The sequence below is a fragment of the Chthonomonas sp. genome, from assembly GCA_016788425.1.
Classification (GTDB): Bacteria; Armatimonadota; Fimbriimonadia; order Fimbriimonadales; family Fimbriimonadaceae; genus JAEURQ01.
Window position 1 is genome coordinate 220,697 of the sequence record JAEURQ010000004.1, and the last position, 25,342, is coordinate 246,038.

The 25,342-nt window shown below is 60.1% G+C and carries 23 protein-coding genes; 9 read left to right on the top strand and 14 right to left on the bottom strand.

The window, feature by feature from the left end; all coding sequences use genetic code 11:
• Window positions 1-37: 37 nt before the first annotated feature.
• Window positions 38-949 carry a metalloregulator ArsR/SmtB family transcription factor gene (locus JNJ45_10915; GenBank protein ID MBL8049179.1) on the top strand — a complete coding sequence of 304 codons (912 nt, stop codon included), beginning with the start codon at window positions 38-40 and terminating at the stop codon, window positions 947-949.
• On the opposite strand, the gene JNJ45_10920 is transcribed toward JNJ45_10915, so the two are convergent.
• From JNJ45_10920 to JNJ45_10940, 5 genes are all read right to left on the bottom strand, one after another.
• Window positions 921-1,370 carry a hypothetical protein gene (locus JNJ45_10920; protein ID MBL8049180.1) on the bottom strand — a complete coding sequence of 150 codons (450 nt, stop codon included), beginning with the start codon at window positions 1,368-1,370 and terminating at the stop codon, window positions 921-923. The two genes, JNJ45_10915 and JNJ45_10920, sit on opposite strands and share 29 nt — an antisense overlap.
• A complete protein-coding gene (locus JNJ45_10925; protein ID MBL8049181.1) occupies window positions 1,370-3,211 on the bottom strand; it encodes a hypothetical protein in 1,842 nt (613 codons plus the stop codon). Before JNJ45_10925 ends, JNJ45_10920 begins: the two co-directional genes overlap by 1 nt.
• Entirely contained in the window at window positions 3,208-3,777 is a 570-nt protein-coding gene (locus JNJ45_10930; protein ID MBL8049182.1) for a type II secretion system protein, read from the bottom strand. The genes JNJ45_10925 and JNJ45_10930 overlap by 4 nt, the downstream gene beginning before the upstream one ends.
• Window positions 3,774-4,157, bottom strand: a complete 384-nt coding sequence (locus tag JNJ45_10935; GenBank protein MBL8049183.1) for a hypothetical protein — start codon at window positions 4,155-4,157, stop codon at window positions 3,774-3,776. Before JNJ45_10935 ends, JNJ45_10930 begins: the two co-directional genes overlap by 4 nt.
• 285 nt (window positions 4,158-4,442) lie before the next feature.
• Window positions 4,443-4,793: a prepilin-type N-terminal cleavage/methylation domain-containing protein gene (locus tag JNJ45_10940; protein MBL8049184.1), complete on the bottom strand. Its 351-nt coding sequence runs from the start codon at window positions 4,791-4,793 to the stop codon at window positions 4,443-4,445.
• Window positions 4,794-4,977: 184 nt separating this feature from the next.
• On the opposite strand from JNJ45_10940, the gene JNJ45_10945 reads away from it, so the two are divergent.
• Window positions 4,978-5,751, top strand: coding sequence for a M48 family metalloprotease (locus JNJ45_10945; protein MBL8049185.1), 774 nt, complete (start codon window positions 4,978-4,980; stop codon window positions 5,749-5,751).
• Here JNJ45_10945 and JNJ45_10950 read toward each other — a convergent pair.
• On the bottom strand, window positions 5,734-6,276 hold the full coding sequence (locus tag JNJ45_10950) for a bifunctional (p)ppGpp synthetase/guanosine-3',5'-bis(diphosphate) 3'-pyrophosphohydrolase (protein ID MBL8049186.1): 543 nt from the start codon (window positions 6,274-6,276) through the stop codon (window positions 5,734-5,736). The two genes, JNJ45_10945 and JNJ45_10950, sit on opposite strands and share 18 nt — an antisense overlap.
• A 31-nt stretch (window positions 6,277-6,307) precedes the next feature.
• On the opposite strand from JNJ45_10950, the gene JNJ45_10955 reads away from it, so the two are divergent.
• The 6 genes from JNJ45_10955 to JNJ45_10980 all read left to right on the top strand — a co-directional run bounded on the left by JNJ45_10955 (window position 6,308) and on the right by JNJ45_10980 (window position 18,224).
• Window positions 6,308-7,225 carry a hypothetical protein gene (locus tag JNJ45_10955; GenBank protein ID MBL8049187.1) on the top strand — a complete coding sequence of 306 codons (918 nt, stop codon included), beginning with the start codon at window positions 6,308-6,310 and terminating at the stop codon, window positions 7,223-7,225.
• A gap of 2 nt (window positions 7,226-7,227) precedes the next feature.
• Window positions 7,228-9,240: a polyphosphate kinase 1 gene (gene ppk1 / locus JNJ45_10960; protein ID MBL8049188.1), complete on the top strand. Its 2,013-nt coding sequence runs from the start codon at window positions 7,228-7,230 to the stop codon at window positions 9,238-9,240.
• Window positions 9,241-9,297: 57 nt separating this feature from the next.
• On the top strand, window positions 9,298-10,662 hold the full coding sequence (locus JNJ45_10965) for a hypothetical protein (protein ID MBL8049189.1): 1,365 nt from the start codon (window positions 9,298-9,300) through the stop codon (window positions 10,660-10,662).
• Window positions 10,649-15,262, top strand: a complete 4,614-nt coding sequence (locus JNJ45_10970; GenBank protein ID MBL8049190.1) for a hypothetical protein — start codon at window positions 10,649-10,651, stop codon at window positions 15,260-15,262. The genes JNJ45_10965 and JNJ45_10970 overlap by 14 nt, the downstream gene beginning before the upstream one ends.
• Complete coding sequence (locus JNJ45_10975) at window positions 15,259-15,984, top strand: VanW family protein (GenBank protein MBL8049191.1); 726 nt, start codon at window positions 15,259-15,261, stop codon at window positions 15,982-15,984. The genes JNJ45_10970 and JNJ45_10975 overlap by 4 nt, the downstream gene beginning before the upstream one ends.
• A gap of 338 nt (window positions 15,985-16,322) precedes the next feature.
• Window positions 16,323-18,224: a right-handed parallel beta-helix repeat-containing protein gene (locus JNJ45_10980; GenBank protein MBL8049192.1), complete on the top strand. Its 1,902-nt coding sequence runs from the start codon at window positions 16,323-16,325 to the stop codon at window positions 18,222-18,224.
• Window positions 18,225-18,235: 11 nt separating this feature from the next.
• On the opposite strand, the gene JNJ45_10985 is transcribed toward JNJ45_10980, so the two are convergent.
• The 6 genes from JNJ45_10985 to JNJ45_11010 form a co-directional block, all read right to left on the bottom strand.
• Window positions 18,236-19,516: an SGNH/GDSL hydrolase family protein gene (locus JNJ45_10985; protein ID MBL8049193.1), complete on the bottom strand. Its 1,281-nt coding sequence runs from the start codon at window positions 19,514-19,516 to the stop codon at window positions 18,236-18,238.
• Window positions 19,517-19,555: 39 nt separating this feature from the next.
• Entirely contained in the window at window positions 19,556-21,010 is a 1,455-nt protein-coding gene (locus JNJ45_10990) for a DUF853 family protein (protein ID MBL8049194.1), read from the bottom strand.
• Between the two features lie 80 nt (window positions 21,011-21,090).
• Entirely contained in the window at window positions 21,091-22,434 is a 1,344-nt protein-coding gene (locus JNJ45_10995; GenBank protein MBL8049195.1) for a hypothetical protein, read from the bottom strand.
• A gap of 105 nt (window positions 22,435-22,539) precedes the next feature.
• On the bottom strand, window positions 22,540-23,391 hold the full coding sequence (locus JNJ45_11000) for a DUF4394 domain-containing protein (GenBank protein MBL8049196.1): 852 nt from the start codon (window positions 23,389-23,391) through the stop codon (window positions 22,540-22,542).
• Between the two features lie 50 nt (window positions 23,392-23,441).
• Window positions 23,442-23,624 (bottom strand): hypothetical protein, encoded by a 183-nt coding sequence (locus JNJ45_11005; GenBank protein MBL8049197.1) that lies wholly within the window; start codon window positions 23,622-23,624, stop codon window positions 23,442-23,444.
• 65 nt (window positions 23,625-23,689) lie between these two features.
• A complete protein-coding gene (locus tag JNJ45_11010; GenBank protein MBL8049198.1) occupies window positions 23,690-24,043 on the bottom strand; it encodes a hypothetical protein in 354 nt (117 codons plus the stop codon).
• 77 nt (window positions 24,044-24,120) lie between these two features.
• Between JNJ45_11010 and JNJ45_11015 the strand changes: the two genes are divergently transcribed.
• A complete protein-coding gene (locus JNJ45_11015; protein ID MBL8049199.1) occupies window positions 24,121-24,633 on the top strand; it encodes a hypothetical protein in 513 nt (170 codons plus the stop codon).
• Here JNJ45_11015 and JNJ45_11020 read toward each other — a convergent pair.
• Both JNJ45_11020 and JNJ45_11025 read right to left on the bottom strand, forming a co-directional pair.
• Complete coding sequence (locus tag JNJ45_11020) at window positions 24,630-24,929, bottom strand: hypothetical protein (protein ID MBL8049200.1); 300 nt, start codon at window positions 24,927-24,929, stop codon at window positions 24,630-24,632. The two genes, JNJ45_11015 and JNJ45_11020, sit on opposite strands and share 4 nt — an antisense overlap.
• The gene (locus JNJ45_11025; GenBank protein MBL8049201.1) at window positions 24,926-25,339 is read right to left on the bottom strand and encodes a hypothetical protein; all 414 of its coding nucleotides are present in this window, start codon (window positions 25,337-25,339) and stop codon (window positions 24,926-24,928) included. The genes JNJ45_11020 and JNJ45_11025 overlap by 4 nt, the downstream gene beginning before the upstream one ends.
• Window positions 25,340-25,342: the final 3 nt, after the last annotated feature.

Here is a 25,342-nt window from a genome sequence, read left to right on the forward strand (position 1 = left end):
AACAACTTTTAACATGCGCGGCTCGTAGTAGCTAGCAATGCCGGACTTTATCCAAGATATGTTGGAGCCGTCGCGCCGCATCCTGCTTTGCGAATTGCTGGATGGAGCGCGAACGGTGACGCAACTGGTGGATGCGACCGGCATGAAGCAGCCGAATGTCAGCAATCACCTGGCCAAGTTGCGCGAACGCGATATCGTGCAGTCGAGCAAGATCGGCCGCCAGGTCTATTACAGTTTGCAGGGCTACGATATTGAGGTCGTGGTGCGCAACCTAATGATTCGTCAGGAAGAACCGCCGGTTGTTCCCGACGACGAGGTCGCGCTGAAGATCGCGCGCGCTGCGACCGCAGGCGACGACGAATCCGCAGCGCGGCTGATTGATCAGTACATGCGCGCGCATCGCGATGTGATCAAAGCCTACGAAGACATTTTTGGGGCGGCGTTTTACTACATCGGCAAGTGGTTTGAGGTGCAGGCGATTGACGTGGCGCAGGAGCACCTGGCGACCGCGATTCTGGAACGGCTGATGTCGCGGGTGATGCACTATGCCGCGGTGCCACCGGCCACCGGGCCGAAGGCGATTTTAGCGTGCGTGCCCGAGAACTATCACACCATTGGGCTTCGCATGCTCAGCGACTGTTTGCGCCTGCACGGTTGGCACACGTTTTACTTGGGGGCCAATGTGCCGCTGGCGAGCCTCACGACTCGCGTGGCCGAGGTGCAACCCGACCTGCTCCTACTGAGCGTGACCACTGGTGAGCAGTTGCCGGCATTGAGCGAAGTTGTGGACGCGCTCGTGCGCGAACGGGCGCGCCTAGAGCTCACCACGCGCATTGGCGTGGGCGGTCAAGGGACTCGCTTGCCCGAGGCGAGCGAAGTGCTCAAGCGGGTTGATTTCACCGCTAATACGCTCGGCGAATTTAACCAGCTCGTCCCGACTTTGGCTTAGGCGTTCGCTTGGGCTGCGGGCTCGGAATCTTCTTATCCGCCCACGCCTTGGCGCTCACTCCGAGTACGGCCAGAAGGCTAAGCACGAGCCCAACGTTGACCCACGAGGGGCCACTTGCCGCGTGCTTGCTCGCTTCGGTCGCTTCCACCAGAGTCTGGCGCGAGGCAACCGCGATGTTGCTTTGCGCGCGCTCGGACGCCATGGCCGGAGCCACCGGCTGGGGCGCCGCCGCCTTAAAATCCTTGACCTCGCCCATCGTCGCCTGGTGCGCCTGATCCTTCACCAAGCGCTCGTCGGTCACTTCCGGCACGGGCTTGAAGTTCGGATCGCGAATGATGCCGCCCGCCTTGGCGGTCGCGCCGATGGCCACGACGGCCAAGGCGAACAGGAGCGTTCGGAGCGTGGTTGCTTTGTTCTTCATCACCATTGGAAACCTCGGTCTTGCCATGTGCTGCGGAGCAACACTGGGCTGCGCGGCAGTTGAATGTCAACGATCGGCTGATTGGTCAGTTGACGCTCGCGAATGCGGTTGTCGTAGTTCATTTTAAGCGGCAGGCTATAGGTCACCAGCGCCTCGTCTTTGCTGATGAGGGTGCCGTTGAACGTGACGCCGCCGCCGCCAGTGCCGATGTTTCCGCCGCCGACGAAGTTGGAATACAGAATCCCGTCAACCCGATTCACACCCGAGGAGATCGCATCAAGCGCGTTGTCGCCGAAGACGCTTTGGTACTTTTTGTAGCCGGTGCCGTCGGTTTGCGTGCCGTCGTAAGCCGGAATCAGCGTCCCGTCATCGGCGTAACGCGCCTTGGTAAACGGCGGTTTCATGTAGTACAGCGGATACGGATCCGAAAACTGCTTCGGGTTGCCCATGATGACCGACCCGCTGGCGCAGAGCGCGACTAGGTCCTTCTTTTCGTTGGCCTGCTCGGTCGCGAGCGGAGACCCGCGGAAGTCGGGCGGATTGACATACTGCCAGCTGCCGACGATGTGCACGTTGCGGCCTGCGTACAGGGTGCCCTGGCCCTGGACGTAGCCCTTCACGACGACATCTTGCGTAAACGTGACGGGGCCGTGGACCTTCACCGGTTTGCTCGAAGTGCCGACAAGGATGGCCGAGCCGGTCACCACGCCGTTGGTCGAAATGCGTTGATATGAGTTTGTGCTGCTATTCCAGACCTCCACGTACGGTTGCTGCCCAAAGTTGGGGTTGGCCGTGCCGTCGGCGAACGTCGCCTTGGGGTTGGTGTAGGTTTGGCTCAACGTTTGGTAACGCGAAATGTTTTGCAGGTCGGGCATGATCAGCTCCTGCGAGGGGTTCGTGTCGAGCGTCGTATGCGTCGCCGTCGAACCGGTGCGGACCCACGCTTTGGTGCCGCTGGCGTCGAACTTCACCGCACCCGAGGTGCGTCCGGCCGAGATCGCGCCCGTGGATTGAAACACGAAATCGCGCCACGTTTCGTAGTCGGACGTGCCCGCCGCGCCGTGCACGGTGCTGTCGTAACCCGGTCGGGTCGCGGCATCCACCTTCGAGCGATACGTCGCGTCGTCCATCTTGAACGGCGATCCATTGATCAGGCCGGGCGCGGCCGGGATCAGTTTGTCGTTGGCCGCGGCCACAATCGAGCCGTTGACGGTAGGGTCGCCGCCGCTAAAATCGAAGTTGCCGTTGGCGCGCATGTCGCCGTTCACCACGAGGTCGTTTTGGCCGAAGCCGCTCATCCACCCGTAGTTGTTGACAAAGTACGTGTAGTCAAAAACGGCGCTGCGGGCGAGCTCGTAGCGGGCTTGCACGTCCACGATTTTGCGGGCCTCGTTGGTATCGAGTACGCCGTCATTGTCGGCATCCACCCAGCCGACGGCGCGGATCGTGACATTTCGCACGTAAGTGTTGCCGGTTGGGGTTGAGTAGCCCACCACGCCGCTGCTAAAGCGACCGACGCCATCGAGACTGCCCGACTGCGTGGACAAGGGATTGTTGATGGTTGCGCCCGTACAGGCCGCGTCCATTGCCGTGAACGTCTGGTTCGCGCGGAACGGTCGCCACAGCGAGCGGAGCGAGCTCTGCACACCCGCTTCGCAAAGTCCGGTGGTCTGCACATCCACGGCTTGGCGACGCGCCAGGCGGTTGGTTTGCGTGGCGCTATCCAGGTAGCTGCCGGTCGCAAACGTCAGGAGCATCAGCACCGAAAACGCGGCGATGAGAGCAAAGCCACGGTCTTTCTTGGTGCGATTCCTTCGAGGTCGAATTTGTTGCAGGGTCATCGGGTGGTCACCGGGATATTGCGGAGAAAAAAGGTCTCCGCGGTGAGGGTTTTTTGGCGCTCGGAATTGCGCCCGGCGTTGTCGGTGGTCAGCCGCATCTTCAGTTCGCGGATGACGGTGCCGTCGCCAGCGGTGAAAATTTGGTAGCTGTTGCCGCTGCTTGGGTTGATGTTGCTCACGTTGGTGGCGAGCGTTCGCATGGAAGCCGAGGGGCCGTATTCGATGCGCCCGACCGTGCTCACCACGCGGTACTGCACGCGGCGGGTAACGCCATCCCAGGTCATCGGCTGCACGTAAAGGCCGGTGCCATCCTTGAGCGGAAGCTTGTAGTTGAGGCCCAGGCCGTTCGCGTCGAGCGTGACCTCCATGGCTTCTTTGAGTTCGGAACTGATGACGCGGATGGATTTTTGGCCATCCACATTGCTATCAATTGCGCCTTGGCCCTTGGACCAACCGTACATGCCCATGACCAGCGTGGAGACCGTGCCGAACACCACGAGCACGCCCAGCGAGGACGCCACCATGGTTTCGACCAGAGTAAACGCTTGAGACTTTCGACGTTTCATAAGTTGGCCACCAGGGTTCCCACCCGCACGGTTCGGGTTTGTCCACGGTCGCTGTACTGCACCGTCACGATCACCCGGCGAAGGTCAAGGTCGGCTTGCTCAACCCGGATTTGGCCGGTGCCCGAGGGCAACACTTGGCTGACGGCTTCGTTCGTGCCGTTTCCGACGGCGGTGAAGCTGTAGGTATCGGCGGCGATGGGCGTCACCGAATCGATGAGTCCCTCGGTTTGCAGAGCCGCGGCGCTGAGATTGGGATAGCCAGTGCCACGCACGCGTTCGAGTTGCTGCTGTGCCAGGTTGGTCGCCTTGCCGAGCAGGTCGGCTTTGATGCGACTTTGCGTTGCGACCGGGAGAGATGCGCTGACAATGACGGCGCACAAGGAAGCCAGGAAGACTCCTAAAAGTACTTCCACAAACGAGAAACCCCTATTCTTTGGTGCTCGACGGCGGTTCATCTACATCTATCCCTACAAGTGATGTTCCATAGATGCCTGAAGAACTTAACCTAGTAGTTGTGCGGCAATGTGCAAAAAAACAAAAGCCCCGGAGAATGACCGGGGCTGATGAATCGTTGGCGCACGGGCTTGTTGTTCCCCATGCAAAAGCGACGTTCACATAGCAAATTAGCCCCGGATAAACCGGGGCTAACAAGCATGAGTCGTTCCTTACGGAAGTGCGTGGCGAGCGTCGCTCGTCGAGTAGGTGCAAGTGGGGTTAGAGCCGACGGTCGCGATGCCGTAAGTACCACCCGACGGACAGGCCGGCATCGTGCGAATGTAGTTCGGCACAATGTTGGCTTGGGTGACAGTTGCACCCGAACCAAGTCGGTTTTCCATCGCGTACTGCTCCTTAGCCGAGTCAATTTGCTTGAGGTTGGCCACACAGGTCGATGCACGGCTTGTATCGCGAGCACGAACGAAGTTCGGGACGGCGATGGCCAGCAGGATGCCGATGATCATGACCACGATCATGATTTCAATCAGCGTAAAGCCTTTGTTCTTCTTGATGTTCTTCATAGGTTTCCGGTACCTTCCGAGAGAGAGAGGTATATCCTCCCTCCTTGAATTCCTTGGATTGATCCTGTGAAGACCTCGTAAGAATACGAGACTCGTGAGAATCTCCCCACAAGTCTTGTCGGACAAGTGTCTTGAGATCTTTAGCCTGAAACCTTCAGGCAGGCTGTGACGTTCTAACCCATTGATGCGAAGAATCCGCAATTTTGCCGTTGCCACCACGCTGGTTGGCGCTGCCACCATGGCCCAAGCGCAGAGCCTGAAGCCCGATTTCAAGACTCAGCTGAAGCTCGGCAAGGAGGCGGCCGCCGAGCTGCGCACCAAGGAAAAGGTGCTCCCGGGCACCGACACCCGTGTGAAGCTACTACGCTCGCTCGGCGAGAAGCTCATTCGCACCATCCCTGACGCGGAGTGGAAGTCGCGCCCCTACGAATTCAGCTTCGATGTGATCGAAAGTAAGGAAGTCAACGCGTTCTGCTTGCCGGGCGGACCGGTCTTTTTCTACACCGGCCTGCTCGATAAAATGAGCACCGTGGACCAGCTGGTCGGCGTGCTCGGCCACGAAGTCGGCCACGCGCGGATGGAGCACTGGGCTCGCCAAGTGGAGGATTCCAATAAGAAGGGTCTCCTGTTCGGCATCGCCAGCGAGATTTTCAACATCGGCAAAACCGGCCAAGACCTCGCCTCGCTCGCATTAGGTGTGGACCAACTGAAGTACGGCCGTAAGAACGAAAATCAAGCCGACGTCGAGGGGTTCAACTCGGTGGTGGCCATGGGCTACAACCCGCAAGGCATGGTGGACGTGTTCCGCATGTTCGAGGCGATGAAGAAAGGCAACAACAGCCCGGAATGGCTGAGCAGCCACCCCGACGACAAGAAGCGGATTCAGCGGCTGGAAGACATGACCAAGAAATCCAAGCGCACCTTCCCGGCGCAGCAACGCCTACCCTGGCTGAAGTAGCTCGTTCGCCACAGCCTGCCACAGCGCCGGATTGACCTCCGGCGCGATGAGGTGCAAAATCGTGCGGGTCTGCGCGTGGTAGCGGATCAGTTTGTCGGCGCTCTTTATCGCATTGGCGATTTTCACATTGCTCAGGCGATCGGCCAGTTTGATCGTCTGCGCCTCATCGGACATCTCCTCGATGTCGCGGAGCAGCATGTAGGACCGGAGTTCCCAGACTTCCGCCTTGGTCATATCCTCAAGTTCTTCGGCGGTCGGCTCGTCGCGAGTGAGTTCTTTGACGAGCGCCGCGATCTCGGGGCCGAACTGCTCGGCGATGGTCTCGGGGGAAATGTTGCCGTGCTCCACGGTGTCGTGCAGAAAGGCGGCGGCCAGCATCGTCGGGTCGGTGATTCCGCCGATGTGCTGGAGGTTCAGCACCACCTCGCTCGGATGGACCACGTAGGGCAGCGGCGGCTCGTGGTCGGTCCATTGCCCGGCGTGAGCCTCGGTCATCAGTTGCGCGGCGCGGGCGAGCATCTCCATATGTCGCATTATGGGCCCCATAATAATGGGAATGGGCATGGTGCTGGCGGCGGCGGATATCGGAAGCAATACGGTGCACCTGCTTGTCGCCGATGTGAACGGCTCGGTTCAGCGACGGCTCGCCAACGAAAGCGAATGGCTTTCGCTGGGTGAAGTAGTAAGCCGCGAGCGACGGATTCCGGACACCGACGCGGACCGATTGGTGGGCGTGCTCGCCCGCTACAAGGCAATATGCACCACCTTTAAGGCGCAAAAGCTATACGTTTTTGCCACCGAAGCCATGCGCGTGGCGGAAAACCACGACGCCGTTCTGCAGCGGATCAAGAAAGAAGTGGGCGTGACCGTGGACCTCATTCCCAGCCATCGCGAGGCCGAGCTGAGCTGGCGCGGCACGCAGCTGGATTGCAGTACGCCGGAGCCGGCGGCTCTCGTCGAAATCGGGGGCGGGAGCGTGCAGGTCGCGGTGGTGCAGCGCGGGGCGCTCACTCATCAAGTCTCGCTGCCGCTCGGCACGGGGCGACTGATCGAGCAAACCGGCCTGGTTTACCCTTGCCCGCCGGACCGCTTGGATCGCCTTGGCCGGCTGATTGATGCCGAACTGATGCGAGTTGCGGACTTCCCGCGGGTCAACAGCATGGTGGTCTCGGGCGGGGTCGGGCGCGGCATTTGGCGGGCATTGCACCCGGATGGGCTGCGCGACATCGTGCTGCCGGAAGTGAAGTATTTGGAATGGGCGGCGGCGCGCCTCACCGCGAGCCAAGGCGCGGCAAGATTTAACGTTCGGTTAAAACGCGGGCAAACGCTTGTGCCCGGCGCCATGGTGTTTCGTAAGATCATGGAGCGCCTCGACATTGATCACTTTGTAGTGAGCGAGTTTGGCGTGCGCGAGGGCGCGATTATGGAGCTGGCGGCGAACGCACCCAAGGCGAAGACCGCGAAGCGAAAGTGACCATGGCTGCCTACCTTAACCGCGAACTCAGTTGGCTTGAATTCAATCGGCGCGTGCTAGCCGAAGCCACCAACGAGCGCAATCCGTTGCTGGAAAAGTTAAAGTTTCTGGCGATTTTTGAATCAAATCTCGACGAGTTTTATATGGTGCGCGTTTCGGGCCTCATTGAGCAAGAAGAAGCGAAAATCACCGAGCGCACGCCGGATGGGCTGACGCCCTCCGAGCAGCTTCAGGCCATCGCCGAGCTTGCCGTGCCGATGCGCAAAGAGGCGAACCAGGTGTGGAAGGGGCTTCTGCCAAAACTGCAAAAAGTGGGCGTGCGGATTCGTGGGTGGGATGACCTCACCGACAAGCAGCGCGCCGACATGGCGACCTACTTTCTGCGGTCGATCAAGCCGATCCTTACGCCGCTGATTCTCGATCCCGCGCCGAGCGTGCCGTTTATCTCGAACCGCTCGCTGAACCTCGCGGTCGAGATTAGCGACGAGAGCGGGCCGCGGATCGGTCGCGTGAAGGTACCTCACGAAGACCGGCGGTTCATCCCTATTCCGGGGCTGAAAAACGAGTTCATTGCGCTGGAAGACCTGGTCACCGCGAACATCAATGAGCTGTACCCCGGCGCGAAGATCGTGGGGGTTCACCCGTTCCGGTTGGTGCGCGACGCCGACATGGATATCCGTTGGCTGGAAGCGGCGGACCTTGTCAGCTCGGTCGAAAACACGATTCACCAGCGCCGGTTTGGCGATCCGGTTCTGCTGCAAGTGCAGCCGACCATGCCCGCCGCGCTCCTGAAAAACCTCATGCGCATGCATGCGCTGGAAACACAGGACGTGATGGTGATTGATGGGCTGCTCGCGCTCGAAGGTCTTTGGGACCTCGCCGCCCTGAGCATCGCCGGCGAGAAGTTTCCGCCCGCCCGATCGTATCTCAGCGACAAACTCGCGACGAGCGACTCGCTATTCGCCGAGGTGAAGTCGCGCGACGTGGTGGTGCATCAGCCGTTTGACAGCTTCGCCAGCGTGCAGGCCTTCATCGATTCCGCCGCGACCGACCCGCGCGTGCTCGGCATCAAGCAAACCCTGTATCGCGTCGGCAAGGAGTCACCGGTGGTCGAATCGTTGCTGGAAGCGGCTCGCGAAGGCAAGCAAGTGGCCGTCATGGTCGAGCTCAAGGCGCGCTTTGACGAGACGAATAACATCACTTGGGCGCGGATGCTCGAACGCGCGGGGGTGCACGTGAGCTATGGCTTTCAGGAACTTAAAACCCACTGCAAACTCGCGCTCGTTGTGCGACGGCAATCGGATGGTTCGCTGCGTTCGTTCGCGCACATCGGCACCGGGAACTACAATCCGGTGACCGCGCAGCTCTACACCGACTTCGGCATGTTCACCTCCGATCCGGACATCACGGACGACGTGGCGACCCTGTTTAACTACCTCACCGGGTTCAGCAAAGACGTCAGTTACAAGCGCCTGCTGGTGGCGCCAGATAACCTGCGCGACGGAATTTTGGAGCGCATTGAGCGCGAGGCCGCGCACGGCAAGGCGGGCCGGATTATCTTTAAGCTCAACTCGCTCGTGGATCCGGAAGTCATCGACGCGCTCTACGAAGCGGCGGGCGCAGGGGTTTCCATTGATTGCGTGGTGCGGGGCATCTGCTGCCTCATCCCGCGCAAAAACATTCGTGTGCGCAGTATCGTCGGGCGATTTTTGGAGCATAGCCGCGCTTACTACTTTGGCAACAACGGCCAGGCGGAACTTTACATCGGCAGTAGCGACATCATGCGACGCAACTTAGACCGCCGCGTCGAGGTCCTGGCCCCGATTTCGAACGCAAAACAGATTCAACGATTCTTGGAACAGGTGCTCGAACCCTACTTGCGGGACACGACAAACGCGTGGGAATTGCAGACCGATGGCACCTATGTTCGGGTGCAAAACGAGAAGAAACCTTACTCGGCGCAAGAAGCATTGCAGGACAATCCGTTTTCGTTGCGCGATATCCCCACAAAATAGTTACAGTTCTTCCTCCGTTTTGGCCTGAAATTGAGTACCTATACTGAGTTACTCATCATGGTCTACTTTGTACCGGGAATTATCGCTATTGCGGTCCTGTTATTGGTCACGCGATTGCAGCGCTACGAAAAGGCGGCGGCGTCTGATTTTGTGGGCGCGGGGCTGGCCGCCGCGCTTGGCCTCGCCGCCTATCTTTTGGCTCGTTCGCCCATGGCCAGCGGGTGGGAAGGCCAAGCAAGTCTCTACGGCATGGCCATCGGTGCGTTCCTGGGCGCGATAATGCACCTACTTCCGGATTACAAAGAATTCCGCGGCTCGGCCGGGTTTGCGGTCGCGCTGATGGGGATCGCCGCCATCCAAACGCCGAGCATGATTGATTCGCGCGGCATGATTCTCGGCCTCCTCGGAGGCGTGGGCGTGGTGTGGCTGATCTCGGCCAGCGATCGCCTGGCCGGACTCGTGCTCGGCGCGACCGTCCTCGGCTCGACGCACCTGTTCGCAAAGGAAATCGCGCTCGAAGGCACGGCGGAGCCGATTCGGCTGAGCGTCGCGATGGCGATGGTTTGGTTGCTGGTTTCGGTGGGCGAGGCCTTCGCCAAAGGCGAGAACCGGCGCCTCGTCCGGATCGCGGGCGGAGTCGGAGCGACCATGCTCGTGGTGTTCATGGGCCGTAACCTGTTGGGTGTGGGCCAGATGTGGCAACCCGGTTTACTTGGACTCGGTGCGGCCGCGCTGGTCGCGTGGTTTGTCCCGAAAGATGAAGCGAAAAGTGGCCCCTACGCGACGGCCGCGGCGCTTCTCTGGCTGGGCCTGTGTACGGTCGCGGTCGGATTCGATCGCGCACTGGGATTGCCGATCATGCTCTTTTCGGCGGCCACGATGATGGTCTGCCTCGACCGCCCCGGCTTGCTCATCACGCTGGCCCCGGTGGTCGCGATGCTGCTGTTCCGGGTGATGCGACTCGCCGACCCGGCCGCCATGCGCTCGATTGACCTCGGCCAAAACTACGCCGTGGTGGGTCTTCTCGCAGGCTTCCTCATGGTCCAACTCAGCGGAATTTGGGGCGCAACCAATCGCATTGCTCGCGGGCTCGCGGGCGTCACGTTGGCGTTGCTCGTCGCGGCGTGCTTGGTGTTGATGGGCGGTCGAGGGAGCCTCGGCCTTATTCTTGGCGCGGCGTTGGCGACCGCGTTTGTCCTGCGGGAGGCGGAGGGCGGCTTGCGCGCCTTGGCCAGTGGACTGGCCGTGGCCGGCATCGGCGCGGGTCTGCACCTGGGCATGCTGCCGTTCGCCGCGTTCGATAAGGAAGCCAAGTTGCAAATCCTGATCAAAATCTTTGTCGCCGCCGCGATATTCGCCATTGCGAGTGTCGCCGCAGCGCGTTCCAAACAAGAGGAATCACTCACTCATGAAACTGCTTAAGTCGGGCGGCTTGCTCAGCGTTGTTGTGGCGCTGGCGTGTTTGGCGGCGGTCTTCGCGCGCGGGGTCAACACCGAAATCATGGTGGGCTCGCTGGAAGGCACGGTCCTGCACAAAGAAACCGGGAAATTGGCGGCCAACGCCACGGTGGTGATTTCGCAGAGCATGCCGGACGATCCGGACGGCGAGATTGAAACCGAGCGGCGCGTGATCCGCACCGATGACAAAGGCGTGTTTCGCGCCAAAAATCTTCCCGTCGGTTCGTATTCGCTGCGCGCGACGACTCGCCGAGCCGAGGTCTACGACGATACGGTCGTGATCAAGTCGGCGGCCACCAGCACGGTGAAACTTGCGCTTGAGCGACTGCCGATGAGCTTTTCGCTCAGCAGCGCCCAGCGGGTGTTTCTTCCCGACGAGCACGTTGTGTTTAACGTCGGCGGCGTCAGCGACCAACGCGAGATCAAGGCGACGGTTTACGAAGTGCCGATGGCGAAGTTTCAGGCGGCCGAGGACGTGCAAACCGTGCTCAGCGGCATCATTGATCGCCGCACCATGCGTCCGTTGCAACCCGACCAACTCAAGTTGGTCCGCACCATCAACCTTGACCTGACCGAAACTGATGGCGAAGGCGGCTTCCAGCAAGAGCTGTTTGTGAAGCAGCTTCCCGAGGGCGTTTACTGGCTTTCCACCAGCCTCACCGAAGGCAAAGACACCGAATTCCGGGGCGCGTATTTTGCCGTCAGCCGCATTGGGCTGATCTCCAAGGTCGGCGAAACCAAGGGCCTCGTGCAGGTGGTTGATCTGAAGACCGGCCAAGCGATTGGCGGCGTGCCGGTGCAAGAAGTGCGCGGTTCGGGCCTCGCGACGATTGGTACCACGGGGGCCGATGGCCTCGTGAACGTCTCGACAACCGGCTCGTTCCAGGGCATGTTCGCCCAGCAAGGTAAGTCCACGGCATTCCTCACCACCCGCCTATACGCGCGGAATCGGTCGATGGTGCGCAGCTACATCTATTCGGATCGCCCGGTGTATCGTCCCGGCGACGAGATTCAGTGGAAGGCGATCGTCCGCACCGGCGACCCCGGCAGCTACGCCATCCCCAGTAACGCGCAAATCACGGCCACCTTGGAGGACCCCGATGGTCAGTCCGTGAGCACACCCGTGATGAACGGGCCGAGCGGCACGTTTAACGGCGGGTTCACGACCAAGACTGACGTTGTCGGCTGGTATTACCTGAGCCTCAAGGGCACGGTCAACGGCAAGGAATTCAGCGATTCGCGATCGTTTGAGGTCGCGGCTTACCGCAAGCCTGAGTTCAAAATCTCGATGAAGCCGACTCGCGAGAGCTTCACCAAGGTGGACGTGGTCGAGATGGAAGTGACCGCCGAGAACTACTTTGGCGGGCCGGTGGCGGGGGCGAAAATCTCCGGCACGGTGTTTGCCTCGCCGCGCGGCTACGGCAGTTACTACGAGTACGACAGCTACGGCGGCGAATACGTGGGCGACCTCGACGACACGGTGACCGACGACACGGGGAAGGCGATTGTGCGATTCCCGGCCAGCAAACTCCGCGCCGGAAACCTGGACGAATCGAGCGAGCTTGAAGACCTGGACGTGCAGTTCCAGATCACCGGCAACGCCGGTGACGACAAGTATTTTGATGCGAGCGCGACCGTGCCCGTTCTTCAGGGCGAGTACGGCGTTTCGCTGGACACCGATCGCTACGTCGCGGCTCCCGGTGAGCGGGTCAACGCGCTGGTGCAAGTGGAGACTGCGATCGGCGAGAAGCCCGTGGCCGGTCAGGCGGTGACGATTGAATACGGCTACTACGAGTGGGACAAGCGCCGCTCGCGTTTCATTTTGGAAGGGACGGCGACGGGTCGCACCGATGCCTCGGGCAAGGCGAGCGTGCCGATTCCGGTTCCCGATGCGAACGACGTGCAAATTCGCGCCAAGGTCACCGACCGCTCGGGCAACGTGATCGGCGCGGCGACAAGCGTGTGGGTCACCAGCCTGCGCGGCAACGATCGCCCGGTGGGCACGCTGGAAGTGAAGATGGATCGGCGCACCTATACGAGCGGCGAGACCGCCAAGGCGCTGATTATCACCGACAAGGTGGGCGGCGACGCGCTGCTGACCGTTGAGATCAATAACGTTGAGTTTCAGCGGGTCGTCAAGATCGACTCGCGCTCCACGACGGTGGATATTCCGGTTGCGAAAAACTACTTCCCGAACGCGACGGTTTCGGTTGTGCGCGTGCTGGATAAGCAATTCCAGGAGGCGTCAACCGAGCTGAAAGTGACCGAGACTTCCCATGAGTTGAAGGTCGAGATAACGGCGGATCGGCCGAAGGTTCAGCCCGGCGAAACCGTGAACTACACGGTGCGGACCACGGATGTGGCGGGCAAACCCGTGGCTAGCGACCTGAGTTTCGGCGTCGTGGACGAGAGCGTTTACGCCATTCGCGAAGATCAAACCGACTTGGCGGGCACTTTCTATCCTTCGCGGTCGAGCTCCGTGAGCACGTACTTTAGCTTCCCCGAGGTCTACCTCGACGGCGGCGACAAAGATGCGGCTTCGAAGATGAAGAAGTTTGGCGAAGTGCGCAAGGAGTTCCGCGATACGGCGGCGTTCCGCGCGAACGTCCGCACGGATTCGGCGGGCCTCGCGAAGGTGACGGTGAAGTTGCCTGACAATCTGGGGTCGTGGCGCGCTACTGTTGTGGCCGTGAGCGATGCAACTCAGCTGGGCATCGCCACGCTAAACATCCTCGCGCAAAAGCCATTGATGGTGCGACTTTCGTTGCCGACTACGGCGACCGAAGGCGACGAAGCCGAGCTTAGTGCGCTGGTGACCAACAACACCGATTCGCCGCAGAACGTGGAACTCGGCGTGATGGCCCAAGGTATCTCGCTGGGCGCGGCGGGCGAGCAACGCGTGAGCGTGGAGGCTGGCGGCACAAAGATCGTGAAGTGGGCGGCTACGATGGGGCCGGAAGGCGAAGGCTTGCTGACGGCTGGCGTCCGCGCGGGCACCCTCAAGGATGCCGTGAGGCTACCGGTGCAGATTCAGACTCGGCGAAACATTAACCGGGAGTATCTGAGCGGGCTTATGCCTTCTGGCGGGGAACCAATTTCGCGCAAGTTCGACAACAATCTTCGGGTGGTTCGCATCTATGCGGCGAACTCGATTCTCGACCTGATGCGGCCCGCGGTGGACGATCTCGTCGATTTTCAGTATCTCTGCGCCGAGCAGTCGATTAGCCGCTTTGTGCCGGCGTTGGTCGTGCGGAGCCTCACTCCGAACCCCGACCCCGCCTGGAGTGCGCGCATTGATGACGTGGTGGTGCGGGCCACGCGACGCCTGAATCAGCTGATCCGGCCGACCGGCGGATTCTCCTGGTACGACAATGGCATTGCCGACCCCGGTATGACGGCGATTGTGCTGGAAGGAATCCACACCGCGCGTTCGGTTGGCGTTCAGCCCAATATCGAACTGAAAGCGACCTTGGATTGGGCGGACAAACTCCTGCAAACCACTCGCGCGCAAAAGTACACCGAGCGGGGCAAGCCGAAGGAGTATTGGGATGCCGACCTGCTGCACCTCGCGGCGGCGATGCATCAAATTGCGCCGGACATGAAGGGCGGCGACACCTACGTTTCGGCTTGGCGCAAGTCGGTTGGCCGGGGGACTCTAGCCGAAGAACTCCTGGCCGCTTCGGCCACCGACTCGCCCGACGTGGCGGGGATTGAATCCACGCTGGCCGGCACCAAGGACATCGGCAGCATTGATCAAGATTGGACGGCGGATCGCATGATTGGTCGCGCGATTCGGTTGCTGGCCAAGTACAAGCCCGAGAGCGACCAAGTGCAACGCCTCGTCGGCCTGGCGGTCAGCCGTCGCCGTGGCGCGGGCTGGCTGAGCACGCGCGATTCGGCGGAGATTATCCTCGGACTCGCGGCGTTGCCGAGCGTCCGTGCCGGCGATCCGGGTCAAGTTGAAGTGACGGTGGACGGCAAGTCCATGCCGATGACCGACGGGCAGCTCGTGATCAAAGATCGCGGTACAAAGGACATTCAGGTGCGCAATCTGGGCACCGGCCAGGCGGCTTACAGCCTCATGGTGGAGTCCTTTGGCGCGGCCGGAGCGGCGCCTCCCGCCTCTCCGGAAGGGATTTCCGTAGCCCGCAGCTTCCACGCGCTAGACGTGATTCGGATGAGCGACAACGCCAAGCGATTGGTGGCGAGCCGTAACAGTCGCGAACGATTCCGCTCGGGTGAAGTTGTTCGCGAAGTCTTTACAGTGAAGACCAAGTCGGCCATGAGCTTTGTGCAGATCACTCTGCCGCGCGTGAGCGGCTTGGAACCCGCGGACGATCCGAGCGCGGACTACTGGGACATGTGGTACTCGGGTATTCAGGTGTTCGATGATCGCATCACCCTGTTTGCCTACGATCTGCCGGTCGGCGAGCACAAGTTTGAGCTGAACTATCGCGCCGAAAAGCCGGGCAAGTACGTGGTGCGGTCGGGTTGGATGGCCCCCATGTATCAGCCCGACCTTGTGACCACCGGCATGGAAAGTCGTCTGGAGATCGTTCCGTGAAGGTCGTGATTCTGGGCTTGCTCGCGGCGGGAATTGGCGTCGCCACGCTGGGTTCGGGGAGCCGGGAGCAGGTGCTTGGCTCGTATGTGACGCCATTGGCCGGTCGCTCCAAGAACCAACGGGTCAATGCGCTTCGCGCGGCCGACGGCATCAACAGCGTCGTGATACCGGCGGGCGGCACGTTTAGCTTCAACCAACACGTGGGTTCGTGGAGCCGCGACCGCGGCTTTGTCAAAGCGCCGGTGAGCTACAACGGGCACCTGATTTCGGCGTACGGCGGGGCCGTGTGCCAGACCTCGACGACGCTCTACAACGCCGCGCTTTTGGCCGGACTCGAGGTGGTGGAGCGGAATCGCCACCGATTCGCGCCGAGCTATGTGGCCCCTGGTCGCGATGCCGCGGTCGCGTTTCCGGATATCGATTTGCGACTGCACAACCCCTACGATGAGCCGGTGGTGATTGTGGCCGGTCGGGAAGGCGAGCATCTGCGAGTACGCATTGTGGGGCGGCTCGCCGCGACCGGGATTAAGGTCGTGGGCGACGTGCATTCCGTCGCGCCAATGCGCGAGCTGACGGTGACGCCGGGGAGCGAGGTGCACCCGCACAAGGGAAAGGCGGGTTTCGACGTCAGCGTGTACCGGCTGTGGCCCAATGGTCAGCGCGAGCACGTGAGTTCGGACAACTATCCGGTGATGGATCGCCTAAAATCCGGACCCCCGTAGGATTGCTTGAATTTTAGCAATTCATCCTAGGAACTTTACTCTCCAACTTTTCCTCTAAAGGTTGGAATAAACTTGCAGGGCTTGATGGAGAGGGGCAAACCGTCTGGCACATGCTTAAACCAAATCAACTCTTCTGTGCACTGGCTCTCGCCGCGTCCTCGTCGGTCCTTGCGGCCACGAACCTATACGTCTCCACCACGGGGAGCGACGCCAACACTGGGTTGGCGCCCGACCAAGGTGCAGGCTTAAACGGTCCGTTCGCATCGCTTGAACGGGCCCGGCAGTACCTAAAAACACTTCGCCGCACAACCGGCATTTCGTATCCGGTGACGGTGTACATGCGCGGCGGCGTCTATCGCCTGCCGACCGGCATTGAGTACGAAGGTGAAGATGGCGCGCCCGCCGGCGAGACCGTCACCATCCGCAACTACGCGAAGGAGATTCCTTACATTCGCGGGAGCATTGAGGTGAACAACTTTGTTCCGCTGAGCGACCCGATCGCCTCGGCGCTGATCCCCTCGGAAGCGCATCAGTATGTGAAGCAGGCGAACCTGCTGGAACTCGGCACTATTGACCTAGGCACGCTGGTCAATCGGGGGATTCCGACACTGTGGAAGGACGGTGCGGCGGCGCTGTACGATCGGCAACAGCCTTGCCAAATGGCGGGTTATCCGAATGCCGGGGAACCGATGCTCCAGTCCGATTCGCAAGGCGCTAACTTTGTTCAGAATAACGCGTTGGCCTCCCGCATCGCAGGCTGGGGCGTGCTTACTGACGCGTTTGTTCACGGATATCTTGGTAACGATTTCGCGGATGCAATGCTGAAAATCCTGCTTGCTAACCCAATAAACGGAAGGATTGATCTGGCCAATGCGAGCTACTACGGTTACATGCCCGGGGCTCGTTTTAGGGTTGAGAATGTTCTCGCGGAGTTGGATTCGCCGGGGGAGTACTACATTGACCGAGCCCGCGGCTTGGTCTTCTATTATCCGATAAGCCGTACTGGAGATATTCAGTGCGAGTTATCCGTGAGTAATCGCACAATGGTGCGTGTTTTAACGCCCAGCAACCTTCACTTTGAAGGCTTGGTGGTGGAGCAAGGTTGGCGTCATGCTTTTGAAGTGATCAACTCTCCCAACACCGTGATTCGGGGTTGCACCTTGCGTAATTTTGGCAACATGGGAGCCTTCGTGCGAAGTCCGGGAAATCAAATTCTCAGTAGCGATGTTTACAACGTAGGCTCAGTCGGTGTGTATGTAATCGGTGGTACTCGGTCCACCCTCACCCGTGGCGATCTCAAGGTTGACAACTGCCGAATTTGGAACTTTGGTCAAGGAGACTGGAGCTATTCCCCGGGAATCAAGGTTGAAGGTGTCGGTCAAACAATCACGCGCAACAGCATTAGCGATGGCCGACACTACGGCGTTTTTGTTGAAGGCAATGATCACTTAGTGGAAGGCAACGACTTCTACAATCTGGCGACAGACACCTTGGATTCGGGTGCATTGGCCTTTAATCGCGACTGGACTCACCGCGGCAACGTCGTCCGTCGAAATCGGTTTCGAAATATCTACGACCGTCATCGCAACGCGATCAACGATCGGCGCTCCGACACGTGGGGAATCTATCTCGATGATTGTATCAGCGGAATGCTCATTGAGCAAAACATTTTTGTCAATGTTGGCTCAGCCTGGGTAATTGGTGGAGGGAGAGACAACGTGATTCGGAATAACGTGATCAATAACTTACGGTTTAAAAATCCATACATCACCGATCCGATGGTCAACAGTTGGCACTGCGATAGCCGATTGCTAACGCCCAATTCCTATCCGGGTCTGTGGGAATCGCTCAACACAAGGTTGGCCAATATGCCCTATCAAAATGCATTGTGGACGAGTCGCTATCCGACGTTGGCGAATATCTTAAACGATTCCCCGCGAGAAGCAAAGAATAACTCGGTAACCAAGAACGTCTACTTTGGTCAGGTTTTTGAGGATCCTGATACCTTCGAGACCATCTGGTATTCGATGAATCTCGAGGCTAACGCGGGCATGTTTGGCATCGCCGACAATTTCTACGGCAAGACCAATCCCGGATTCCGCAACCCCGAAGCGGGGAACTACAATGTCGTGCCCTTCAGCAAGGCGGCCCGCGCCGGACTCACAACCGTTAATACTTCGCTCATCGGACCCTACAACGACGAGTGGCGCGAAGGACGCACGATCCACCCGCTCCCTTAAGAGAACTTCGCCTAGTGATGGAGTCGGCCAGCCACCAGTAGCCGCTCTGTCACTTGCGCGAAATAATCGTGCGCCACACGGGTTAAATGCACCTGATCCCCAAAGTCCCATCCGCTTGGTAGAAAGGCACGCGGTACTGACCCAATCGCCGTGTCAAAGTCTATTCTTGTGACCCTTGGCAGGATTCTCGCGACTTCGGCCACGGCATTCGGAACCATCATGCGGTACCGGCTTTCGCGCCCCGCGCCGGGAGCGGGCATCACCACGAGCACGACGTCATTGTCGCGGTTTGTCAGCATGCGGCAGTACTCAAACAGGCCGCGTCGAAAGAGTTGATGGCCCAACGTAGCCGCTTCTAAATCTGTCCGTCCATAGGTGCTCTGATCGTTGGTGCCGAGTTCCAAAAACACAAGCTTCGAGTGAGGAAAGGTCGTGACGTTTGCATCGAAGACATCCCGAGTATAGGGTGTGACCATGCCAGCCTCCCGGTTTTGCAGATAACTGTTAAAACCTGAGGTATCGGCTAGCAGATTGCCCGAGCAGGCTAGGTTCTGAAATCGAATCCCCGCGTTCTCGTCGTCGCGGTAGCGCACGATTCCGCTGAGGCGTAGGTAACCCGTATGTGGAGCCCGAATTGACAGCCTAGATGTTGACTGCGGATCAAGCCGTTGCTTGCCCAACACGGTTCGGCGCGCGATCTCCGGCGGGGTCGGGCGCGAGGTTACGATTTTCCCCGCAAACTGCTGATCGTCGTTAAACAAAACCCAATCCGACTCCGACGCGACCTGGGTCATCCGGTAGGCAATCACCTCCAACGAGGTGATTTCCGAACCATCCCAACGGAGGTACAGCGGCGAATTGAGCGATCCGTTGAGGCGCAGCACTGCGTTGCCGGTGGCTTGCATATACTTTTGCCACTGGGTCGGATAGCCGCCGGTCACCCAAAACGGCTGCTGCTGAGCCGCCCATGTGTAGCGAGCGGGCAAAAATCCGCGGCCGCCCTCAATGCCCGGCGGGTTCCAACGGCTTTGGAGCGAGCGACCCATTTGGTTGGGCCAAGCCTGGGTATCCGGGTCGGCCAATCCATAGCCCCGCGACAAACTATCGCCGAGGAACAGCACGTCAACCGGGCGTTTCGAAAGGCCATCCAAACTGCTGTAAAAGCTGCTCAGCTTCGATGGATTAAAGCCGTATTGGTCGAAGAATTCGCTGGGCGTTCGCTGGGCGAAAGAGACTTGTGAGGTTCCAACCAGGAGAAGTGCTCCCTGTAAGAGTTGCCGGGGTCGGAACATCACCCTTAGTCTAACTTATGAATGCTAAAGCTTGCAAGATTAACGCTTTCTTCCGCCCAACAGTCCGCCCAAAAGTCCGCGAATCAGTTGCCTTCCGAGCTGGCTTCCTGCGGCTCGAACCGTGCTTTTCACCACACTCTCCAGCACCGAATCGGTGCGTCGAGCCGGAGCTTTCTTTTCAGGTTCTGGTTGCTGCGCCTGCTCTTCTTCGGCTTGCACGCGGCGCTTGGAGAGCACCTCATAGGCCGATTCGCGATCGACCATTGTGTTGTACTTGGTGCCCACGACGCTGGCGTTCATGGTGGCCATGCGCTCCTCCGGCGTGGCCGGTCCCAGCCGCGAGGCGGGCGGCTTGATCAGCGTGCGCTCGACCACGGTCGGCGCGCCGTCGGAGCCCAACATCGAAACAAGGGCTTCGCCCACGACCATGGTCGTGATGACTTCCTTGGTGTTGAACTTCGGGTTTTGCCGGAACGTTTCCGCCGCGGTATCCACCGCCTTTTGGTCGCGCGGAGTGAAGGCGCGCAACGCGTGCTGCACGCGGTTGCTCAGCTGCGCCGAAACCGTGTCCGGAATATCCAGCGGGTGCTGCGTGACAAAGTACACACCGACGCCCTTGGAGCGCACCAGGCGGACGACTTGCTCAATCTTCTCGAGCAGGCTCTTGGGCGCGTCGGTAAACAGCAGGTGCGCTTCGTCAAAGAAGAACGCCAGCTTCGGATGAGGCAGGTCGCCGACTTCCGGCATGTTCTCAAAGAGCTCGCTGAGCATCCACAGCAGGAACGTGGCGTACAGTCGCGGACTTTGCATCAGCTTGTCCGCGGCCAAAATGTTGATCATGCCGCGGCCATCACTGGTGGTGCGAATCAGGTCGTTCAGGTCAAGCGCGGGCTCGCCAAAAAAGGTCTCCGCGCCTTGCTCTTCCAGCACCAGCAGCTGCCGCTGAATCGTGCCCACGGTTGCGCTCGACACATTGCCGTATTCGTTGCGATACTGGTCCGCGTTGTCGGCCACGTGGACCATCAGGCTGCGCAGGTCCTTGAGGTCGAGCAGAAGGAGCCCGGCTTCGTCGGCCACGCGGAACGCCACGTTCAGCACTCCTTCCTGAACCTCGTTGAGCTGCAGCAAGCGCGCGAGCAACAAGGGTCCCATTTCGGAGATGGTCGCGCGCACCGGATGCCCCTTCTCCCCGAAGACGTCCCAGTAGGTAACTGGATAGCTCCGATGCTCATAAGGGCTCAGGCCAATTTCGGTGGCGCGAGCTTCCAGCTTGGCGTTACCGCCACCGGTTTGCGACATCCCGCTGAGGTCGCCTTTCACGTCGGCCATGAAGACCGCGCAACCAAGGTCGGAAAGGCCTTCGGCGAGGGTTTGGAGCGTGACGGTCTTACCCGTCCCGGTCGCGCCCGCGATCAGGCCGTGGCGGTTCGCATACTTGGGGAGCAGGTAAACGGGATTCTCTCCCTTCCCAACGAAAATGCCCTGAGGATCCATATGCCCTCAGTGTACAAGGTGGTCGGGCAAAAAAATTGCCTCCCGGTTGGGGAGGCAATCTCCGATCTCCAGGGGAAAGCTTAGTCGTCGACGCCGTCGAACGCAGCGGCTAGCGCCGAGTAGTCGGCGATGTCCACAATGCCGTCAACCGTGATGTCACACATCATCGGGGAGATTCCGTCTCCGTCCGCGGTCGTCCAGTCGGCATCGCCGCTGCTGCGGTCGAAGTACAGAGCCAGCTTCGAGTAGTCGGCAATGTCCACAATGCCATCGTCAACGATGTCGCCGTTCGGCAAGGTCCACGAACCATTACCGGCCGTTCCGGCCACGGCTACCGACACGGCGCGTCGCAGCCAGGAGCCGTTTTCGATGTTGGCCTTCACCGTGTAAGTACCGTCAGCGAGCGAGTTCGTGATGCTGAACGCACCGCCGCTCGTGAGGGTCACGCCGGTGAAGTTGGCCACCGAGTTGCCGCCGCCGTCGAACACTTCGACGTGGGCGGTTCGTGTGGAGAGATCGCCCGCAAACGAGTTGGCGGCAATCGTTCCGGTCAGGGCACCCGAGGGCTCGCCTTGTCGGAAGTTGTCAATGAAGATATCGTGATCATCCGGGGTGGCTTCGCTACCCGCCACCGGCGAGAAGATCAGGGAACTGAGGCTAACCCATCCGGCCGAAAGGGGGTCAAGCAGACCGTTGCCGCCGGAGAAGTTTCGCAACGTCAGATTGGCGGTGTTGGGTAGATCAACGGTGATCGTTGTCCACACACCCGCGGGCACCACATATCCACCGGCGGCACCGGTGGTTTTCAGGGCGTCGGCGGTGGCCGTTGGGCCGCCAACCAGTTCAAACGGAGCAGCTGTGCTGCCAATGCCGCCTATCGTCGGGCCAGTGAGCGCCGCTTCGCTGATCAGCAACGCAACGCGGACGGGCTTGACGCTATAGATGTCGAACTTAAACTTCTCGGTCGTGCTGAGAATGGGGTTCTTCAGGTCAGGGACGCCGCCAGTTCCGCGGTTTTGGCTAAAGTACGCGCGCAGGAAGGTGCGGCCCGCATCTGTGTTGCGGTTGGCCGGAGTCGCGCCGTCCGCCGGGTTCCACGGAGCCATAAACGCGAAGCGGAGCCGGTAAAGATTATCCGTTCCATTGCCCGCGGGCACCGAAGGATTGCTACCCGCGAGAATGGCGCTGAGGTTGGGTTGAGCCACCGTGGTCATCATCGTCGGGTCCTGATACCAGCCGATATTGTTGTTCGATCCGGAGGCTCCCGTATCGACAAAGCTGAAGAACCAACGACCACCTGCAAAGGCGTTCGGGTCGGTGACCGCCTGAAGCTGGTTGTCGAAATCGACGATCATTGTTTCTGCGGCCACCACTGTCGACATGGCCGACACAGCTAGCGCCGTTGCGAGCGTAAAGCGTTTCATAATTCGAATCTGAAGTCGCACCGGACTCCCAACCTATTTTAGTAACGTTCGGAACGCTTTGGGCCGCCAAGCCACACTTTTTTCGAAAAACTGGTACCGGTATTTCTACGGGGAGATCGCCATATCCAGCACGACGTCGCCCGTGGGGAGCGTGCCGACGAGCGTCGCCACGCCCGTGGTGAGGTTCACCGTATAGAGATCGCTGCGGAATTCGCCGAGGTCCAGGGACTGGTTGTTGGTGACAAACGCGGTGTTGCTGGCGGGGCCAGACAGAATTTCAAAGCTTGTAAAAAGGTCCAAGTCGATGCCGAGTTGGCCCACGGTTTGGCAGCCGCCATTGTTCGGAGTCGGCAATCGAACGAGCGCATCAGTGGAGGCATCAATGGCGAATAGAGTCGAACCCGCTGAATCGGCGACGTTGTTGTTAAACGCGAAGCCAGTGACGTTGGGGTTCTCAAACTCGTTGGCGTCGCCCGAGAGATAGAACAGATCGGCGTCGTTGGCAATCAGGACGCCGTCGGCACCGATGCGACCGTTGGCCCGGAGCTGCGAAATCACGCGGTAGCCGCTCGTCACCGGGTCGTACTCAAACTGCAACGCGTCGCCCGGCGTGAAACCGTCGAACGGCTCAAAAAGCTTGGTGGCAGCGCCAGTTGTGGTGTTGATGGAATAAATGCGGAAGTTGTCATCGAGGCCGAGCAAAGCCTTGCGCTTCACGTCCCAGTCAATCGAGAGCAAGAACGCCCCGCCCTCGAGACCGGTCACGTCAACTTGGCGTACGAGCGCGCCGGGGGTGGTGCGGTTCATCACCGAGAGCTGATTGTCCGGATTGATCGCGTACAGTTGCGAAGCCGGAGGAGGGACCACCACTCCGCCTCCGCCCGAACCGCCGCCACCGCATCCAGCGGCCAGCAATCCGAGGGTCGTAAGAGCCGGGAACCAAACCTTCTTGAGCATGCAAGGTTTGGACGGTTGAGCCCCGCAAATTGGTCAGTACATAAGAAACTTTATACGCGGACGTCGAGGTGGTTTGGTTCCTCGGGGGTGGGGTGTTCGTCGCGTTCGGGCGCTTCTTCGGGCTCGTCGCGACGGCGTTTGCGCTCGCGCTCGTCGCGATGATCCACCGGACGATGCACGGGCACTATGCCCGCGCCATTGAGAGGTCCACGGATCGGAGGTAGTGCCGACATAGTTGTTCCCTACCGTTGTCAAGGGAGATTATCGGCTAGCAAAGTTGAGGAATTTAGCCAAATTCCTAGTCTAATCTCTGCAAATGTACAGGCATGTTGCCGGCGCCGAGCAGGACAAAGAGCACCAGCGAGATCTCGCTGGCGGTTTGACTACAGCTAAAGCTAATGCACTCGCCGCTCTTAATCTCAAACAATTCGCGGCTTTTGTTGAGCGTGTTGGTGACGATCAACTCGTGCTTGCCGGGGCGGATGGGATACCGCCGCGACTCGCCGAACGCGAGTTGACCAAGCACCTGCCCATCCAGCAACACGCGCACGTGGCGCATCTTCACGTCCCGCTTCTCGCGCCGCGAAATATCGAGAAAGCCGGGGATCAGCAGGCTAAACTCGTCGTCCAATATCGGGGAATCCGAATCCACATCAAAAAGTATACATAAGGTGTTCTAAAGTCGCGACAAAGATTGCCGATAAAGTGTGTGGGGGAGCGGAATCAACTATGATCTGCTCAGAATATTTAGCTTGGGAAGGCGCGCTGCGCCTTTCAACCAACCTTGTGCATCCGGAATGGGGCGGCGCGTTTTCGCTCTGGGCGGCGCGAATCTGCCACACGCGAGCCGGAACCGGACCGTGCGGCGTGCTTCGCATCACCCGCGATGGCGAACCACGAGCGGTCGTCTGTGCGCCCGACCCGAAAATCGCCAAGGCCGTTCAAGACGCCTTTGGCTTGTCCTCATATGAGGTGACCTTGGGACTGCTGCAGTTTGGCGAGGGGGCATTGCCCGCAACCGCCGGAATCTTGCTCGAAGGGCTGAGTGTCCGTGTGAGTCTCGGCGCGCCAGGCGCGGCCAAACCCGCGCAAAGCACCACCGGCTGGGGGCAGCAATCGCTGGAGATTCTCCACGAGCAGGCCGCGATTGTCGTCAAAAAGGTGCTCATCCCATCCGACGCCTCGACAACGGCCGCGATTAGCCTGAGCGGTTTTGCCGTGGCACCCGCCAAAGCCGCCTAACTAAACAGAACAACCTTGGCCACGACCGCTCCATCCCAGCGAACGGGATGGACGTGGTGAACTTCGTAGGTTTCGCCCGCCCAGACGACGCCGTCATTCACCACGGCTGCCACCGCGGGCAACACCAGCGCGTGATAGATCGGCCGGGTGACCAGATACGCGCTGTCGGCGGCCATAAACGCCGAGGATTGGCTGGGTGTCGCCACCGAGATAAGGGCGGCGGCGGTGGTGCCGTCAATGGTCACCGCCTCGCCGTGTCGGGCAATCTTGGCCGCCAAGCGGTCGGCGACAATCATTCGTCGTCCTCCCGCTTGCCGCTCACGAGCGCAATCCGCGCGTTGAGCAAGCCTTGCGCAGGTTCGTGCCGCAGATAGGGGTGCATCCGGCCCATGCCTTGCGCCTTCAATCCGCTCGGATCGTTCGGATTCAGGCCCGCGTAGGGTCGCACGGAGATCATCGCGAAGTCGAGCTCATCGGCGTAGCCGGGTTGGCGATAAAGCCACGCGACAAGCTCGCCGGCCACCATCTCGACGCACGCCAAGCTCATCATCTGAAACGCGCCACCATCGAGGGCCAACGCCGGGTCCACAGCCAGCGTGTAAGGCTCCGTAATGAGCGTAATCAGGAACGAAATCTGCGTGTCGTAGGTGCCCGAGGGAACTCCGGCCAGCTGCTGCACCTGCGCCACCGTGACGTTAAACGCCATGGC

Coding starts and splice junctions, on each gene's coding strand:
- JNJ45_10915 (MBL8049179.1), top strand. CDS start 38: ATGCCGGACTTTATCCAAGATATGTTGGAGCCGTCGCGCCGCATCCTG.
- JNJ45_10920 (MBL8049180.1), bottom strand. CDS start 1,370: ATGAAGAACAAAGCAACCACGCTCCGAACGCTCCTGTTCGCCTTGGCC.
- JNJ45_10925 (MBL8049181.1), bottom strand. CDS start 3,211: ATGACCCTGCAACAAATTCGACCTCGAAGGAATCGCACCAAGAAAGAC.
- JNJ45_10930 (MBL8049182.1), bottom strand. CDS start 3,777: ATGAAACGTCGAAAGTCTCAAGCGTTTACTCTGGTCGAAACCATGGTG.
- JNJ45_10940 (MBL8049184.1), bottom strand. CDS start 4,793: ATGAAGAACATCAAGAAGAACAAAGGCTTTACGCTGATTGAAATCATG.
- JNJ45_10945 (MBL8049185.1), top strand. CDS start 4,978: ATGCGAAGAATCCGCAATTTTGCCGTTGCCACCACGCTGGTTGGCGCT.
- JNJ45_10950 (MBL8049186.1), bottom strand. CDS start 6,276: ATGGAGATGCTCGCCCGCGCCGCGCAACTGATGACCGAGGCTCACGCC.
- JNJ45_10955 (MBL8049187.1), top strand. CDS start 6,308: ATGGGCATGGTGCTGGCGGCGGCGGATATCGGAAGCAATACGGTGCAC.
- ppk1 (MBL8049188.1), top strand. CDS start 7,228: ATGGCTGCCTACCTTAACCGCGAACTCAGTTGGCTTGAATTCAATCGG.
- JNJ45_10965 (MBL8049189.1), top strand. CDS start 9,298: ATGGTCTACTTTGTACCGGGAATTATCGCTATTGCGGTCCTGTTATTG.
- JNJ45_10970 (MBL8049190.1), top strand. CDS start 10,649: ATGAAACTGCTTAAGTCGGGCGGCTTGCTCAGCGTTGTTGTGGCGCTG.
- JNJ45_10980 (MBL8049192.1), top strand. CDS start 16,323: ATGCGCGGCGGCGTCTATCGCCTGCCGACCGGCATTGAGTACGAAGGT.
- JNJ45_10985 (MBL8049193.1), bottom strand. CDS start 19,516: ATGTTCCGACCCCGGCAACTCTTACAGGGAGCACTTCTCCTGGTTGGA.
- JNJ45_10990 (MBL8049194.1), bottom strand. CDS start 21,010: ATGGATCCTCAGGGCATTTTCGTTGGGAAGGGAGAGAATCCCGTTTAC.
- JNJ45_10995 (MBL8049195.1), bottom strand. CDS start 22,434: ATGAAACGCTTTACGCTCGCAACGGCGCTAGCTGTGTCGGCCATGTCG.
- JNJ45_11000 (MBL8049196.1), bottom strand. CDS start 23,391: ATGCTCAAGAAGGTTTGGTTCCCGGCTCTTACGACCCTCGGATTGCTG.
- JNJ45_11005 (MBL8049197.1), bottom strand. CDS start 23,624: ATGTCGGCACTACCTCCGATCCGTGGACCTCTCAATGGCGCGGGCATA.
- JNJ45_11015 (MBL8049199.1), top strand. CDS start 24,121: ATGATCTGCTCAGAATATTTAGCTTGGGAAGGCGCGCTGCGCCTTTCA.
- JNJ45_11020 (MBL8049200.1), bottom strand. CDS start 24,929: ATGATTGTCGCCGACCGCTTGGCGGCCAAGATTGCCCGACACGGCGAG.
- JNJ45_11025 (MBL8049201.1), bottom strand. CDS start 25,339: ATGGCGTTTAACGTCACGGTGGCGCAGGTGCAGCAGCTGGCCGGAGTT.